Genomic DNA, 14,408 nt, shown 5'->3' with positions numbered 1-14,408 from the left:
ACGTGCAAGGCGCCGCCGCCGGGGTAGATGCTCTGATGCCGGAGGGGGAAGGGGTGTCATGCGGAGTGACGGCGAGCTCATGCTGGGCGGCCTGCTGCGCAACAGCCACACCGCCTCCTTCGAGGACATCGTCCCGCTGCTCAACGAGCACGCCCCCATGGCGGGCTTCAGCAACCCCATGGTCTACGTCTCAGACCTGCAGCAGAAGTACCTGGTGCCGCTGCCGAACCAGTTCAGCGCCGGGGGCGAGCCGCTCACGCGGCTGAACATCGACACCACGATCGCCGGTCGCGCGTTCCGCAACGTCGAGCTGGTGCACGCCCGGCCCGACGAGGACCTCCCGCCCTGCGAGCAGGAGGACGGGCTGCGCCTGTGGTCGCCGCTCCTGGACGGCACGGAGCGGGTCGGCGTGGTGGGCGGCATCACGCAACGGGTCGACGAGGTCATCGAGTGGCGGTTCAAGCGGCTGTCGACGCTGCTGTCGCTGCTGGTGGTGAGCAAGCGCCAGACCAGCGACACCTACTCGCGGATGGTGCGCGAGAAGCCGATGACGCTGTCGGCCGAGGTGCTGCACAACCTGCTGCCGAACGGCAGCTTCGCCAACGACAAAGTGGTGATCGCCGCCGCGCTGGAGCCCGCCTACCAGGTGGGGGGTGACGTGTTCGAGTACGGCATCGAGGGTGACCAGCTGCACGTGTCGATCTTCGACGCGATGGGGCACGATCTGGCGTCCGGGCTGACGGCGAGCATCGCCGTCGGCTCCTGCCGCAGCAACCGGCTCAAAGGCGCCGGCCTGGTGGCGATCAGCGAGGCCATCGACGAGGCGATCGCCCAGCACTTCCAGCTGAGCCGGTTCGCCACCGGCATCATCGCCAACCTCGACATGTCGACGGGAACGCTGTCCTGGGTGAACCGCGGCCACCACCCGGCGCTGGTGGTCCGCAACGGCAAGCTGGCCGCCACCCTGGGAAGCGCCAAGCCCGCGCCGCCGATGGGCTTCAGGCTGGGCCGGCGCGCCGAGGTGGAGCACTACCAGCTCCACGCCGGCGACCGGCTGCTCTTCTACACCGACGGCATCGTCGAGGCGCGCAGCCCCGAGGGGGAGCCGTTCGGGCTGGAGCGGTTCATCGACTACATCGTCCGCAGGGAGGCCGACGGCCTGCCGGCGCCGGAGACGCTGCGCCGGCTCATCCAGTCGATCATGCGCTACCAGCGCGGCCGGCTGCAGGACGACGCGACCGTGCTGACGGTCGAGTGGATGTCCGGCAGACGCCCGGGCGTCACGCTCTGAGACGCGGTTCTTCGTCCCGGGTCACAGGCTCCGGTGAACCCGGTGCCGCCCTTCGGGAGACAGCACGGTGAGACACCGACTCACGAAGGAGAGGCGTTGGGTGCTGAGACGGTCGAGATCGACGACGGAGAGCTGATCCGTCGATCGGCGCACGACCCAGAGCAGTTCGCGGCGCTGTTCGACCGCTATGCCAGACAGATCCATCTGTACGCGGCCCGGCGACTCGGCACGCAGGCCGCCGACGACATCGTGGCCGAGACGTTCCTGGCCGCCTTCCGCAGGCGCGGGACGTACGACACGTCGTTCGCGCTGGCCAGGCCCTGGCTGTACGGGATCGCCACCACGCTGATCGCCAGGCATCGGCGGCAGGAGGAGCGGATGCTGCGGGCGCTGAGCCGTACCGGCGTGGACCCGCTGCCCGAGGCGCTGGCCGACACCGTGACGCGCCGGGTGACGGCGCAGGGCAGGGATCGCGAGCTGGCGGGGGCGCTGGCGTCGCTGTCACGCGGGGACCGGGACGTGCTGCTGCTGGTGGCGTGGGAGGACATGTCGTACGAGGAAGCGGCGCGAGCGCTGGACATCCCGGTGGGGACCGTGCGGTCACGGCTGCACCGCGCACGGAAGAAGGCCAGGAACGTGCTCGGGGACGAGGAGCTGTCATGAACGCGATCAGGGAGTTTCGCCGGAACACCCCGGCCATGACCGACGAAGCCGAGGCCGCCGCGAGGGCGCGGCTCATGACGGCGATCCACGAGCCGGAAGCCGCACCGAAGCGAGCCGTGACCCACGGGCTCGGCCGGCGCATCGTGGTGGCGGCGGCGCTGGCCCTGGCCGTCGGCGGGACCGCCGTGGTGTTCGGCGGCCGGCCGGACATGGCGCCGGTGGCCGGCGTGGCCGAGCTGGGCGAGCACGCCGCCCGGGCGGCCGAGAACGACCCCACGCCCGTCCCGGACCCCGCCCAGTGGTTCTACACCAAGGAACTGCGGCTGACCGGCGTCGCAGGGGACCAGGGTGACACCTGGGAACGATGGACGCGGGTGGACGGCAAGCGGTCTGCCTGGTACCAGGACGGCAAGCTGACGTTCTCGGGAAGCACGAGCTTCGACCCGGCCGAGCTGGCCCGGCCGCCTGTCACCCCCGCCGGGGTGCTCGCCAAGATCGAGGCGGCCGTCCTGGACGAGGACCGCAGGGGTTCGCAGGAGCTGAACGGCCAGGTCCCGCCGGGGATCCTCTGGATGGAGATCAACCAGCTCATCTCCGAGCAGTGGCTCGCCCCCGAGGTGCGTGCCGCGCTCTTCCGCGCGCTGCCCACGATCAAGGGCATCACCGTGACCCATGACGTGCCCGTCGCCGACGGACGGCGAGGCGTCGCCTTCAGCCTCACCGACGCCGAGTCCCGCAGCTACCTCGTCCTGGACCCGGAGACCTACCGGTATCTGGGCACCAGCTCGACGCGGTTGAAGGACCGCACCTACGAGTGGTCCGACGGCACCGAGGAGACCTTCGAGGCGGGCACGGCGAGCCTGACCGCGCAGCTGGAGGCCGCGATCGTGGACCGGCCCGGCCTGCGTTCCTGATCGCGCGTCAGAGGACGACCGGCAGGGAGTCCGGCCGCCAGGTGCCGGGGTCGGGCATCCGCTCCGGCGCCTTGGCGGGCGCCAGGCCGGGGGATCGGCGCAGCGGGGCGGTCAGCGCGGTGCGGACCTGCAGCCGGGCCGGCCACGCGCCCAGGCAGAAGTGCGGGCCGTGCGCGTAACCCAGGTGGGCGGCCTCGTCGCGGGCCACGCCGCCGCCTCCCTCTGGATCGACCAGCCCGCCTGAGCCTCGGGACGGCCGGTCAGGCGCCTTCTCGCGAGGGTGGCGGCAGAGGGGCGGTGGCGGCTTGGGCGAAGCGGCGGGCCAGCTGGGCGAAGGCGTCCTTGAGCTCGGGCGGGCCGACGACCTCGATATCGGCGTCGAACCTGCCGACGCTCGCGGCGAGTCCGGCCCACGACCAGGAGCCCAGGACGAGCCGGCAGCGGTCCGTGCCGAGTTCCTCGACGACGCCGTCACGGAGATAGCGCGAGACGGTGGCGGCGGGCAGCCGGAGCACCACCTCACCACGGCAGGGCCAGTCACCGGAGCCACCCCCGCGGAACCGGCCCGCCACGAACGCGGCCACCTCGCCTCCGGGCACCTCACGCGGGGCGAAGCGGGGCCCGTTGGGCGTGCGCGGGCTGATGCGATCAACGCGAAAGGTCCGCCAGTCGTCGCGATCAAGATCCCAGGCGACGAGATACCACCGCCCACCCCAGGTGACAAGATGATGCGGCTCCACCCGGCGAGGCGACCGCATGCCGTCATCCGTCGGTGACGCGGGCACGTCGTCAGTCGGACACGCGGGAGCGCGATCGTCGGTCGGCGATGCGGGGGCGTACCGGCGGGGTGGGCGGATGTTGTCGTCAGTCGGAGACGCGGGTGCGTGATCGTCCGTTGGTGGCCGGGAGGCGGGGCTGATGATCAGGGAGGCGGGGGCGTAGTCGAAGCGGAGGACTTCGCGGGCGCGGACGGCGGCGCCTAGCGCAGCGAGTACGTCGCTGCCGACCTGTGGGAGCGGGTGGGGGGCGGGTCGCTCGACGGCGGTGATCTGGAGGGTGTCGATCCGGTGGCGCAGGCGGGCGGGCATGACCTGGCGGACGGTGGTCAGCGCGCGTGCCGCCGCTTCCCCGATGCCGGCGCCGCTGGCGGCGGCGGTCTGGAGCGCCACGGCCAGCGCGACGGCCTGCTCGTCGTCGAACAGCAACGGGGGCAGGTCGGCGCCGGCGTCGAGCCGGTACCCGCCGTCGGGACCTTTGGCGGCCACGATCGGGTAGCCGAGCTCGCGCAGGCGGTCGACGTCGCGGCGGACGGTGCGCGGGCTGACGTCCAGCCGCTCGGCCAGCACCGCTCCGGGCCAGTCGCGGCGCGCCTGGAGCAGCGAGAGCAACGCCAGCAGCCGTGCTGAGGTCTTCGGCATGTCCCCCATATTGCCGTGAATAGCGGCCACAACCTGACCGCTACCCCTGCGACTGTTGTCCCCGGAACACCACGAAACCCATGAAGAGGTCAGGAGCCGAAATGTCCGTCAAGTCCGTGACCCATCTGAACTTCCGCGGCGACGCCCGCCCGGCGCTCGAGTTCTACCGTTCCGTCTTCGGCGGTGAACTCACCGCCGTGACGTACGAGGACGCCGGGAACGTGCGGAACCCCGCCGAGGCGGACCAGGTGATGTGGGGCCAGGTGATCGCCGGCGACGGCTTCCACGTGATGGCCTACGACGTGCCCGCCGGGATGCCGTGGGACCGGGGTGAGAACTCGTTCTTCGTCTCACTCCGCGGTGAGACCGCCGAGGAGGTCACCACATATTGGGAGAAGCTCTCCGCCGGAGCGACCGTCGCGCGGCCGCTGGCGCCCGCGGAATGGGCGCCGCTCTACGGGATGCTCACGGACCGCTTCGGCGTCGTCTGGGTCCTGGACGTGGCGAGCGAATACAGCGGCTGAGCCACAGGCGCACGCCGCCCTCTCGCGACGACACCCCAGAATGACCACACCCCCCGGAAACGACCACATTCCCGGAAACGACGACGCCCCCGGAAGCACGACGAGGAAAGTGACCACCATGACGATGCGGCCCCCGGTGCGGACCGTTCTCGGTGAGCGGGCGCTGAACCGCGCGACGCTCGCCCGGCAGTTGCTGCTCGATCGCGCCGACCTGCCGGTCACCGGCGCCGTCGCGCACCTGTGCGGGCTGCAGGCGCAGGAGCCTCAGGAGCCGTTCGTCGGCCTCTGGTCGCGCCTGCGCGCGTTCGAACCGGCGGCGCTCTCCGGTCTGCTGGTCCGGCGGAGAGTGGTGCGGGTCCATCTGATGCGACGCACCGTCCACCTCGTCACCGCCGGTGACGTGCTGGCCTGGCGGGCGCGCCACGACGCCATGCTGCGCCAGCGCGTGCTCGGGGTCTACCGTCGCGAGCTCGCCGGGGTGGACCTGGACGAGTTGGCCGCGGCGGGCCGGGCGGTGATGGCCGACGGCGAGCCGCGTTCGATGGCCGAGGTCGTGGAGGCGCTCGCCGGGCGCTGGCCGGAGCCGGGACGGCGGGCCCTGGGCGAGATGGTGATCTCCGCCCTCGTCCCGGTGGCGCAGGCGCCCCCGCGCGGGCTCTGGCGCGCGAGGGCTGGGGTGCGCAACGTGCTGCTGTCGTCCTGGCTGGGGCGGGAGATCGACCCGCACGCCCCGGACGGCTCCGACCCGGTCGGCCAGGCGCTGGTGCGACGCTATCTCGCCGCGTTCGGCCCGGCCGCCACGGCCGATCTGCGCGCCTGGTCCGGCCTGGCCGGGCTGCCGGGTGCGGTGGCCGCGGTACGGGAGGAGCTGGTCTCCTTCCGTGACGAGCGGGGCCGGGAGCTGCTGGACCTGCCCGACGCGCCGCGCCCCGACCCCGACACGCCCGCCCCGGTGCGGTTCCTGCCGGCGTTCGACAACGCGATCCTGGGTTACCACGCCCGGGGCCGGATCATCGACGACGCGCACCGTGGCCTGTCGGTCGCCGGCGCCCGCGTCGTCCTGGTCGACGGCCGGGTCGCCGCGACCTGGACCGTCGAGTCGGGCACCGTGACGGTCACCCCGCTGCGCCGCCTCAGCCCGGCCGACCGGACAGCCGTGGCCGACCAGGGCCAGCAACTGGCGACGTTCCTGTCCGACGGCGACAGCGACGGCGTCCGGATCACCGCATCCCCCCACTGACCACCGGACGCCGTGGCGTCGGGTCTGGCGGTGCGGGCGGTCAGGTGCAGGCCGGAGACGTCATGGGGCGTTGGCGTTCAGGATCGGGATGAGGTTCTCCTCCTCGTAGTCCAGGTGTGCCTCCACCTGCGCGGTCAGCCGGTCCACCTCCGCCGACACCGCCGCCCGGTCGGTGTGCTCGCCCGCGACGAGCCGCTGCAGCTCCTCCAGGAGGCGGGCGATCTCCTCGTGCTCGCGGCGAAGCCGGGCCATGACGTCGGCGATCTCCGGGTACTGCTCGTCGAGGTGCGGGAACATGTGGGCGTCTTCCATCGTGTGGTGGTGGCTCAGCCCCTGGCAGACGGCCAGGCAGTTGATGCGCAGTTGCGCGCCCAGGCCGCCGCCGGACTCGGCGACCTCCTTGCGGACGATGGCCAGCTCCTTGCGGAAGGCGTCGTGGATGAGCTTGAGCCCGTCGCCCGGCCGCGCGGCGGCGGGGGCGGGCGGGCCCGCGGGGTCGAGTACCACCACGGGCAGGGTGCGGCCGGACGCGGTCTCGTACCGTGCCCATCCGGGGTCGGTCCCGGTGGCTCGGGCGAAGATCCGGTCGCGTTCGGCGCCTTCCAGGATGTGCGCGTCGGCCTCGTACGTGAACGCGCCGGTTTCGACGGTGACGCGCGGGTTCTTGCGGAGGTTGTGGAACCAGGCGGGGTGGCGGGGGGAGCCGCCGGCGGAGGCGATGACGTACAGCCGGCCCGGATCCTCGTCGAGCAGGTAGCCGAGCGGGGTGGTGTGGCGGGTGCCGGTCCTGGCGCCGGTGGTGGTCAGCAGGAGCAGGCGGGCGTCCTCGAAGGGCGGCCCGACCCGGCCCTGGCCGGCCCTGAACTGCTCGATGACGTGCTGGTTGAAGTCCATGGTCATGCGGTGCTTTCTCCGATCGGTGGGAAAGCCCGCACGCCGACCGCGCGGAAAAGCGCATAGCTGGCGGAGCTATGAAGCGAGAAAAGGGGAAGCGGGGACGGCGCGCAGGCGCGGTTCAGGTCAGGCGCGTCCGTGTGAAGTGGTCACGGTGTCGTCCCCTTGCGTCGCGGCCTCCATGCCGCCGCAGTCCTCCCATGCGGCGTCACGCGACCTGCCGATCATTCAACGCCGCCCGTTCGACGGCTGTCAAATCCCGTCCCGGTGTTTGCGGGCGGGGACGCGGCTCGGCTAATGTCGCCATCCCAGCGATGGACGAGGAGGTGAGACCGATTCCCGCACGTACCCGCCGGGTGCTCTCACCTCACGACATCTGCCCGGTCTAGCCGGCCGGGGGAGAGCGCCCGTGACATACCGAAAGGCGCTCATGTCCCTTGCCGCCATCGTCACCCGGCTCCGCGCCGCGGGCTGCGTCTTCGCCGAGGACGAGGCACGCCTGCTGGCCGCCGCCGCCCCCGATCCCGCCGAGCTGGCCCGCCTGGTGGAGCGCCGCGCCGCCGGCGAGCCGCTGGAGCACGTCCTGGGCTGGGCCCGTTTCCGCGGCCTGCGCGTCCAGGTCGATCCGGGCGTCTTCGTGCCGCGTCCCCGCACCGAGTTCCTGGCCGAGCAGGCGATCGCCGCCGCGCCCGGCCCGGCGGCGGTCGTGGTGGATCTGTGCTGCGGGTCCGGCGCGCTCGGCGCCGCCCTGGTGGCGGCGCTGGGCGAGGTCGAGTTGCACGCCTCCGACATCGACCCCGCCGCCGTCGCCTGCGCCCGCCGCAACCTGCCGGGCGCCCGGGTGTACGAGGGAGATCTGTTCGATCCGCTGCCCGCCGGGCTGCGCGGCCGGGTGGACCTGCTGCTGGCCAACGTCCCGTACGTGCCCACCGGCGAGATCCCGCTGCTGCCCGCGGAGGCCCGCCTGCACGAGGCCCGGGTGGCGCTGGACGGCGGCGGGGACGGGCTGGAGGTGCTGCGCCGGGTGGCCGCGTCCGCCGGGCGGTGGCTGGCCCCCGGCGGCCACCTCCTCTTCGAGACCGGCGGCCGGCAGGCGGCGCACGCGGTCGAGGCGATCGCCCGCCATGGCCTGACACCGCGCGTCGCCCACTCCGGCGACTGGGACGCCACCGTCCTCATCGCCACCCGGCAGGGCTGACCCCGATGAGTTTCCGGGCGGCCCGAGGTCTGCCCGGGGAAGTGACGGAAGGACGGGAGGCCCGCGATGGGCAAGCTGATCTACTCGATGATCACCTCGCTGGACGGCTACGTGAGCGACGAGAACGGCGACTACGGCTGGGGCGCGCCGGACGAGGAGTCGCACACGTTCGTCAACGAGCACATGCGGTCGATCGGCACCTACCTCTACGGCCGCCGGATGTACGAGACGATGGTCTTCTGGGAGACCGCGCACACGCTGCCGGACCAGCCGCCGTTCATCCTGGAGTGCGCGAAGGTCTGGCAGGCCGCCGACAAGGTCGTCTATTCGACGACGCTGGAGGAGGTGTCCAGCGGGCGGACCCGGATCGAGCGGGCTTTCGACCCGGAGCGGGTGCGTGAGCTGAAGGCGGCCTCCGACCGCGACCTCACCGTCGACGGGCCGAACCTGGCGGCGCAGGCGATCCGGGCGGGGCTGGTGGACGAGTTCCAGCTCTTCGTCGGGCCGGCGGTCGCCGGCGGCGGCGTCCCGTTCTTCCCTGCCGGGGTGCGCGCCGACCTGGAGTTGCTGGACGAGCGGCGCTTCGGCAACGGGGTGATCTTCCTGCGTTACGGGGTCGGGCGGTAGCCGCGGCCGTGTGGGGTAGGGGACGGCCATGGCATCGCTCATGGACCGGGTGCGCGCGTACATGCGCAGCCCGAAAGGCAGGCAGACGGTCGAATCGGCCAAGCGGATGGCCCGCGACCCCCGTAACCAACACAAGGCCAGGCACTTCCTGGACAAGTTCCGTTCCCGGCGGCACTGACGGCTCTTTCGTGACGGCGGCGCCCGGCGTGGCGCCGCCGTCGCCTTGCGCGGACACCCCAGGTATTTCACATTTGACTTATATAAGCGTTGCCTGAAACACTCTGTTCGTGCACGCGTTCGACATTCTCGGTGATCCGGTCCGGCGCCGGATCCTGGAGCTGCTCGCCGGCGGCGAGCTGAGCTCCGGTGAGGTCACCGCCGTCATCCAGCGTGAGCACGGCATCTCCCAGCCCGCGGTGTCGCAGCATCTGAAGGTGCTGCGCGACAACGGCTTCGCCACCGTGCGCGCCCAGGGCACCCGGCGTTTCTACGTCGTGAACCCGGCGCCCCTGCGCGAGGTCGACCAGTGGCTGGACCGCTTCCGCGGCTTCTGGGAGCAGCGCCTCGACGCGCTGTCCACGGAGATCGCCCGCGGCAAGCGGGAACGCCGTGCCCGCGACAGCCATCCGACAGAAAGCTGACTTCGATGGACATCATCGACGAGATCACCCGTACCCATCGCGAGGTGCGCGACACCGGCGAGGCCAAGGTCGTCGAGCTCACCCGCCACTACGACACCGGCCTGGAGGATCTCTGGGACGCCTGCACCAGCGCGGAGCGCATCTCGCGCTGGTTCCTGCCGATCACCGGCGACCTGCGGCTCGGCGGCAGCTACCAGCTGAAGGGCAACGCCGGCGGCGAGGTCCTGTCCTGCGAGCCGCCGAACCGGTTCAGGGTGTCGTGGGTGATGGGTGAGGCCCCGGCGTCGTACGTGGAGGTGCGCCTGGCGGCCGACGGCGACCGCACCCGCTTCGAGCTGCGCCACGAGGCCGTGGTGCCGCCCGAGTTCTGGGAGCAGTTCGGTCCCGGCTCGGTCGGCGTCGGCTGGGATCTCGGGCTGCTCGGCCTGGCGCTGCACCTGACCGGCGGCGAGAAGGTGGACGAGGAGCACTTCCACGAGACCGATGAGGGGCGGGAGTTCATCGTCCGCAGCAGCGGGTCCTGGGGCGAGGCGTTCCGGGCCTCCGGCGCCTCGCCCGAGCTGGCCGCCGCGGTGACCGCCGCGACCACCGCCTTCTACGCACCCCCCGCGGAGTGACGCGATGCCCAAGAAGATCACGCCGTTCCTCATGTTCGAGGGCAGGGCGCAGGAAGCGATCGACTTCTACCTGAAGGTGTTCGACGACGCGGAGGTGATCTCCGTGGTCCGCTACGGCCCTGGCGAGCCGGGGCCGGAGGGCAGCATCCAGCTCGCCCACCTGCGGGTCTGCGGCCAGGAGTTCCTCTGCAACGACAGCTATGTGTCGCACGCCTTCACGTTCACCCCGTCGCTGTCGCTGTTCGTGGAGTGCGAGTCGGAGGAGGAGATCGACCGGCTCTACCCGGTGCTGTCGGAGCAGGGCGGGGCGATGATGCCGCTCGGCCAGTACGGCTTCAGCGCCAAGTTCGCCTGGGTGGCCGACCGGTTCGGTGTCTCCTGGCAGCTCAACCTGCCCTGACGGTCAGCCGAGCAGCGCGGCCGGGTCGCGGGCGGGCGGGCCGGCGGGCCACCAGGTGTCGCCGCGCCGCTCGAAGGGGTACCACCGGCCGTCCCTGCCGTATCTGAGCTGGCGGTCGCCGATGGTCCAGCGGTTGCGGGCCGACTCCACCCCGGCGGGCGGCTCGCCCTCCCAGGCCGCGTCCAGCATGGCCTGGGCCCTGGCGAGGTCCGGCCGGGCGGGGGTCCACGCCGTCTCCAGCGCCTCCAGCCCGGCGGCGCCGCCGTGTCGCCAGGCCGCCACCTGGGCGTCGAGGCCGAGGTCGAGGCCGAACGCGGCGCTCATCCGTACCCGGTCCTGGTGTTCGGTCAGGGCCGGCAGGCGGCCGGAGACGAGCAGGTCGCGCGCCCGGGAGGCGGCGGAGGCGGCCAGCACCTCCAGCGCGGCCACGTCCACGCCGGGGGCGGGCTCCAGCCCGAGCGGCGCGTGGGGGGCGTCCAGAGGGGGCGGCTCGGGCAGCGGGGGCACCCCGCGCGCGAACGCCTCGCGCGCGGGCGTGCCCGGCAGCGTCCCGGCCCGCGCGCCCGCCGCGCCCTCAGCGCCCTCGGCGCTCTCGCTCCGCGCGCCGGTCGTGCCCGGGATGTCTCGTTGGTGGAGCGCCTCGATCAGCTCCTGCTCGCCCCGGCCGCGTAGCAGCAGCAGGACGAAGGGGTCGGCGTCGAGGAGCCAGGAGGCCTGGTAGCAGAGCGCGGCCGCGTGCCGGCACGCCCAGTCGGGGCACGAGCATTCCGGTTCCAGGTCGCCGACCGCGGGCAGCAGCGGCACGCCGGCGGCCTCGGCGGCCCGTACCAGGTCGTGGGGCATGTCGCGGTCGAGCAGGGCGGCGATGTGCCCGGCCTTGGCCGCCACCTGGTCCAGGAAGCGGTCCCATGCGGCGTCGGAGAGCTGCTCGACCCGCACGACCGTGTCGTGCTCGTGCTCGGCGACGGCGGCCAGCCGCCCGGGGCTGACGGTGATGGGGCCGAGCTGCCCGGTTTTGGCGTAGGCGCGGCCCCGCTGGAGGAGCCCTTGGTCGAGCGAGGTGTCGGCGAGGGCCTTGAGCCAGGCCTGGCCCCACCAGGTGGTGGCGAAGCGGGCGCCTGCGCGCTGGCGGGGGAAGGCGGGGAAGCCGCGGGCGGCGGTCATCTCAGCTCCACGAGGGTGGCGAGCTCGGCGTCGGTCAGTTCGGTCAGGGCCGCTTCGCCGGAGGCGAGCACGGCGTCGGCGAGTTCGCGTTTGGCGGCGAGCATCAGAGCGATCCGGTCCTCGATGGTGCCTTCGGTGATCAGCCGGTGGACCTGGACGGGCCGGGTCTGGCCGATGCGGTGGGCGCGGTCGGTGGCCTGGTCCTCGACGGCGGGGTTCCACCAGCGGTCGTAGTGGATGACGTGGTCGGCGCGGGTGAGGTTGAGCCCGGTGCCGGCGGCCTTGAGCGACAGCAGGAACACCGGCGTCTCGCCGTCCTGGAAGCGGCGGACCATCTCCTCGCGGCGGGCGACCGGGGTGCCGCCGTGCAGCAGCTGGTTGGGCACGCCGCGGGCGGTCAGGTGGTGGGCGATCAGCCTGGCCATGGTCACGTACTGGGTGAAGACCAGCACCGCGCCGTCCTCGGCGACGATGGTGTCGACCAGTTCGTCGAGCAGTTCGAGCTTGCCGGATCGGCCGGTCAGCCGGGGCGCGGTCTCGTGCAGGTACTGGGCGGGGTGGTTGCAGATCTGTTTGAGCCCGGTGAGCAGTTTGACGATCAGGCCGCGCCTGGCCATGCCGCCGGCGCCCTCGATCCGCGTCATCATCTCGCGTACGACGGCCTCGTACAGGCCGGCCTGCTCGGTGGTGAGGGCGACCGGCCGGTCGGTCTCGGTCTTGGGCGGCAGCTCGGGCGCGATGCCGGGGTCGGACTTGCGGCGGCGCAGCAGGAACGGCCGCACCAGCCGCGACAGCCGGTCGGCGGTCCCGGTGTCGCCGGACTCGATCGGCCCGGCCCAGCGGGCGCGGAACCGGGGCAGCGTGCCGAGCAAGCCGGGGGTGGTCCAGTCGAGGATGGCCCACAGCTCCGACAGGTTGTTCTCGACGGGGGTGCCGGTGAGGGCGACGCGGGCGGCGGCGGGGATCTCGCGCAGCGCGCCGGCGGTGCCGGAGGCGGGGTTCTTGACGTGCTGGGCCTCGTCGGCGACGACCAGGTCCCACGGGTGGGCGGCCAGGCGGGTGGCGTCGCGCCGCATGGTGGCGTACGTGGTGAGCACGAATCCCTCGTCGGCCAGGGTGCGGGCGGAGCCGTGGTAGCGGCGTACCGGCACGCCGGGGGCGAACCTGGTGATCTCCCGCTCCCAGTTGCCCAGCAGTGACGCCGGGCACACGACGAGTGTGGGCCCGCCGCCGCGGTGCAGATGGAGGGCGATGAGGGTGATGGTCTTGCCCAGACCCATGTCGTCGGCCAGGCAGGCGCCGAGCCCGAGTGAGGTCATCCTGGCCAGCCAGCGCAGGCCCTGCAGCTGGTAGTCGCGCAGCGTGGCGGCCAGGCCGGGCGGCGGGGCGAGGTCCTCCGGCTCGGCCAGCCGGTCGCGCAGCTCGCTCAGCCATGCGCCGGGTTCGACCGGCACCTGTTCGCCGTCGGCCTCGACGGTGCCGGTGAGCGCGGCGGCGAGCGCGTCCACGGGGGTGAGCGGCTTGAGCTCGCGCAGGCGTGCCTTGCGTGCCAGGTCGGGGTCGATGAGCACCCACTGGTCGCGCAGCCGTACGACGGGCCGGTGCGTCTCGGCGAGGTGGTCCATCTCTGCGGCGGTGAGCCGCTCGCCGCCGAGGGCGAGCTGCCAGTCGAAGGCGACCAGGTGGTGGCCGCCGAGGAACGAGGGCAGGTCGGACGGGGCCGCGTCGCGCTCGCCGATCGCGGCGCGGGCGCTCAGTCCGCGTACGAGGGAGCGCGGCCAGTGGACCTCGGCCCCGGCGGCGGTGAGCCGTTCGGCGGCTCCGGCCAGCAGGTCGCCGACGTCCTCGTCGGTCAGCGGCAGTTCGTCGGGGACGGGGCTGTCGAGCAGCGCCGCCAGGCGGGGCCAGGCGCGGGCGGCCCGGCGCAGGGCGATGGTCGTCTCGATCCTGGCCCGGCCGCCGAATCCGGGGTCGCGGCCCTGCCACAGGTCGGCGGCGTCCACCACGAGTGACGGGCCGGCCAGGCTGTGGATTTGCACCACGGCGCGGTACTCGCCCGCGGCCACGTCGTCGGCCTCGATCCGCAGCGACACCCGCACCCCGGCGTCGAGGTCGGCGGAGACGTCCTCGGCCCACCGGCGCAGCTTCGGCACCTTGACGGGGCGCACGGCGGCGAACGCGGTGGTGCCGGTCGCCTTGACGGCGCCGGGTGAGCGCGGCATGCCGTCGGCCACGGCGTCCAGGAACGCCCGCACCAGCGTCTCGGCGTCGGCCAGCACGGGTCCGGCGTCGCCGTGGTCCTCACCGAGGGGGACGGCGCGGGCCGAGGCCGGCATGGCGTCGGCGAGTTCGCGGATGCGCTGGACGTCGGCGGCGTCGAAAGGGCCGGCGCGCCAGGCGTCGTGGCCGGCCGCGGTCACCGTGGGGCGGATGCGGCCGCGGGTGACCAGCTGGAGCGCCACCAGCGCCGCCGCGCCCCAGAAGCGGGCCGCGGGGTGGGCCGAGGCGTCGGTGCGGGCTCTGGCCAGCGCGGCGACGGCCTCGGCCACGGGCGTCCTGGTGGCGGCCGCCTCGCGTACGCGGATGCCCTCGTCGTAGGGTTCGGCGACGGTGACGGTGTCCGCGCCCGCCGGTCCGAGGAAGGCCATGTGGCCCGCTCTGGGGGGTTCGCCGGGCTCGAAGACGACCGCGTTCCGTACCGATTCCTGTCCGCCTGTCACGACCGTACAGTGTACGGTACGCGGGGGTGTGGTTTCCCACACCTGAACACGGAAGCCCGCCTCATCAACGGGACCACCCGATCTTCCGTACCCTTGG

16 protein-coding genes are annotated in these 14,408 nt (G+C 73.0%); 11 read left to right on the top strand and 5 right to left on the bottom strand.

All coding sequences use genetic code 11. The annotated features are described in order from the left end of the window. Positions 1–58 precede the first annotated feature (58 nt). From FR742_RS15450 to FR742_RS44560, 3 genes are all read left to right on the top strand, one after another. Positions 59–1,291 (top strand): PP2C family protein-serine/threonine phosphatase, encoded by a 1,233-nt coding sequence (locus tag FR742_RS15450; RefSeq protein WP_148031603.1) that lies wholly within the window; start codon positions 59–61, stop codon positions 1,289–1,291. Positions 1,292–1,387: 96 nt separating this feature from the next. Further along, positions 1,388–1,954, top strand: coding sequence for an RNA polymerase sigma factor (locus FR742_RS15445; RefSeq protein WP_148031602.1), 567 nt, complete (start codon positions 1,388–1,390; stop codon positions 1,952–1,954). Next, positions 1,951–2,868 (top strand): CU044_5270 family protein, encoded by a 918-nt coding sequence (locus tag FR742_RS44560; RefSeq protein WP_187281161.1) that lies wholly within the window; start codon positions 1,951–1,953, stop codon positions 2,866–2,868. Before FR742_RS15445 ends, FR742_RS44560 begins: the two co-directional genes overlap by 4 nt. A 7-nt stretch (positions 2,869–2,875) precedes the next feature. Here the strand turns inward: FR742_RS44560 and FR742_RS15435 are convergent, their stop codons facing one another. Continuing rightward, positions 2,876–3,076, bottom strand: a complete 201-nt coding sequence (locus tag FR742_RS15435; protein WP_148031601.1) for a hypothetical protein — start codon at positions 3,074–3,076, stop codon at positions 2,876–2,878. A gap of 52 nt (positions 3,077–3,128) precedes the next feature. After that, on the bottom strand, positions 3,129–4,286 hold the full coding sequence (locus FR742_RS45805; protein ID WP_148031600.1) for a YafY family protein: 1,158 nt from the start codon (positions 4,284–4,286) through the stop codon (positions 3,129–3,131). Positions 4,287–4,387: 101 nt separating this feature from the next. Between FR742_RS45805 and FR742_RS15425 the strand changes: the two genes are divergently transcribed. Next, entirely contained in the window at positions 4,388–4,810 is a 423-nt protein-coding gene (locus FR742_RS15425; RefSeq protein ID WP_148031599.1) for a VOC family protein, read from the top strand. A gap of 118 nt (positions 4,811–4,928) precedes the next feature. Further along, a complete protein-coding gene (locus FR742_RS15420) occupies positions 4,929–6,050 on the top strand; it encodes a winged helix DNA-binding domain-containing protein (RefSeq protein ID WP_261808551.1) in 1,122 nt (373 codons plus the stop codon). A gap of 60 nt (positions 6,051–6,110) precedes the next feature. Here the strand turns inward: FR742_RS15420 and FR742_RS15415 are convergent, their stop codons facing one another. Beyond that, positions 6,111–6,950: a nitroreductase/quinone reductase family protein gene (locus tag FR742_RS15415; protein WP_148031598.1), complete on the bottom strand. Its 840-nt coding sequence runs from the start codon at positions 6,948–6,950 to the stop codon at positions 6,111–6,113. A gap of 424 nt (positions 6,951–7,374) precedes the next feature. On the opposite strand from FR742_RS15415, the gene FR742_RS15410 reads away from it, so the two are divergent. The 6 genes from FR742_RS15410 (at position 7,375) to FR742_RS15390 (ending at position 10,427) form a co-directional block, all read left to right on the top strand. Next, positions 7,375–8,142, top strand: coding sequence for a putative protein N(5)-glutamine methyltransferase (locus FR742_RS15410; RefSeq protein ID WP_148034580.1), 768 nt, complete (start codon positions 7,375–7,377; stop codon positions 8,140–8,142). Positions 8,143–8,208: 66 nt separating this feature from the next. Then, positions 8,209–8,769: a dihydrofolate reductase family protein gene (locus FR742_RS15405; protein WP_148031597.1), complete on the top strand. Its 561-nt coding sequence runs from the start codon at positions 8,209–8,211 to the stop codon at positions 8,767–8,769. Between the two features lie 28 nt (positions 8,770–8,797). After that, positions 8,798–8,947, top strand: a complete 150-nt coding sequence (locus tag FR742_RS44555; RefSeq protein ID WP_187281160.1) for a hypothetical protein — start codon at positions 8,798–8,800, stop codon at positions 8,945–8,947. A 109-nt stretch (positions 8,948–9,056) separates the two neighbouring features. Next, the gene (locus FR742_RS15400) at positions 9,057–9,410 is read left to right on the top strand and encodes a helix-turn-helix transcriptional regulator (protein ID WP_148031596.1); all 354 of its coding nucleotides are present in this window, start codon (positions 9,057–9,059) and stop codon (positions 9,408–9,410) included. 5 nt (positions 9,411–9,415) lie between these two features. Beyond that, positions 9,416–10,027 carry an SRPBCC domain-containing protein gene (locus FR742_RS15395; RefSeq protein ID WP_148031595.1) on the top strand — a complete coding sequence of 204 codons (612 nt, stop codon included), beginning with the start codon at positions 9,416–9,418 and terminating at the stop codon, positions 10,025–10,027. A 4-nt stretch (positions 10,028–10,031) separates the two neighbouring features. After that, the gene (locus FR742_RS15390) at positions 10,032–10,427 is read left to right on the top strand and encodes a VOC family protein (protein WP_148031594.1); all 396 of its coding nucleotides are present in this window, start codon (positions 10,032–10,034) and stop codon (positions 10,425–10,427) included. Between the two features lie 3 nt (positions 10,428–10,430). On the opposite strand, the gene FR742_RS15385 is transcribed toward FR742_RS15390, so the two are convergent. Beyond that, positions 10,431–11,591 (bottom strand): SWF/SNF family helicase, encoded by a 1,161-nt coding sequence (locus FR742_RS15385; RefSeq protein WP_148031593.1) that lies wholly within the window; start codon positions 11,589–11,591, stop codon positions 10,431–10,433. After that, positions 11,588–14,311 (bottom strand): DEAD/DEAH box helicase, encoded by a 2,724-nt coding sequence (locus FR742_RS15380; protein WP_261808550.1) that lies wholly within the window; start codon positions 14,309–14,311, stop codon positions 11,588–11,590. Before FR742_RS15380 ends, FR742_RS15385 begins: the two co-directional genes overlap by 4 nt. Positions 14,312–14,408 lie beyond the last annotated feature (97 nt).

Source organism: Nonomuraea sp. C10, from assembly GCF_008017515.1.
GTDB classification, from domain to species: Bacteria; Actinomycetota; Actinomycetes; order Streptosporangiales; family Streptosporangiaceae; genus Nonomuraea; species Nonomuraea ferruginea.
Note: the sequence above shows the minus strand (reverse complement) of the source record. Positions and strands in the feature narration are given on the sequence as shown.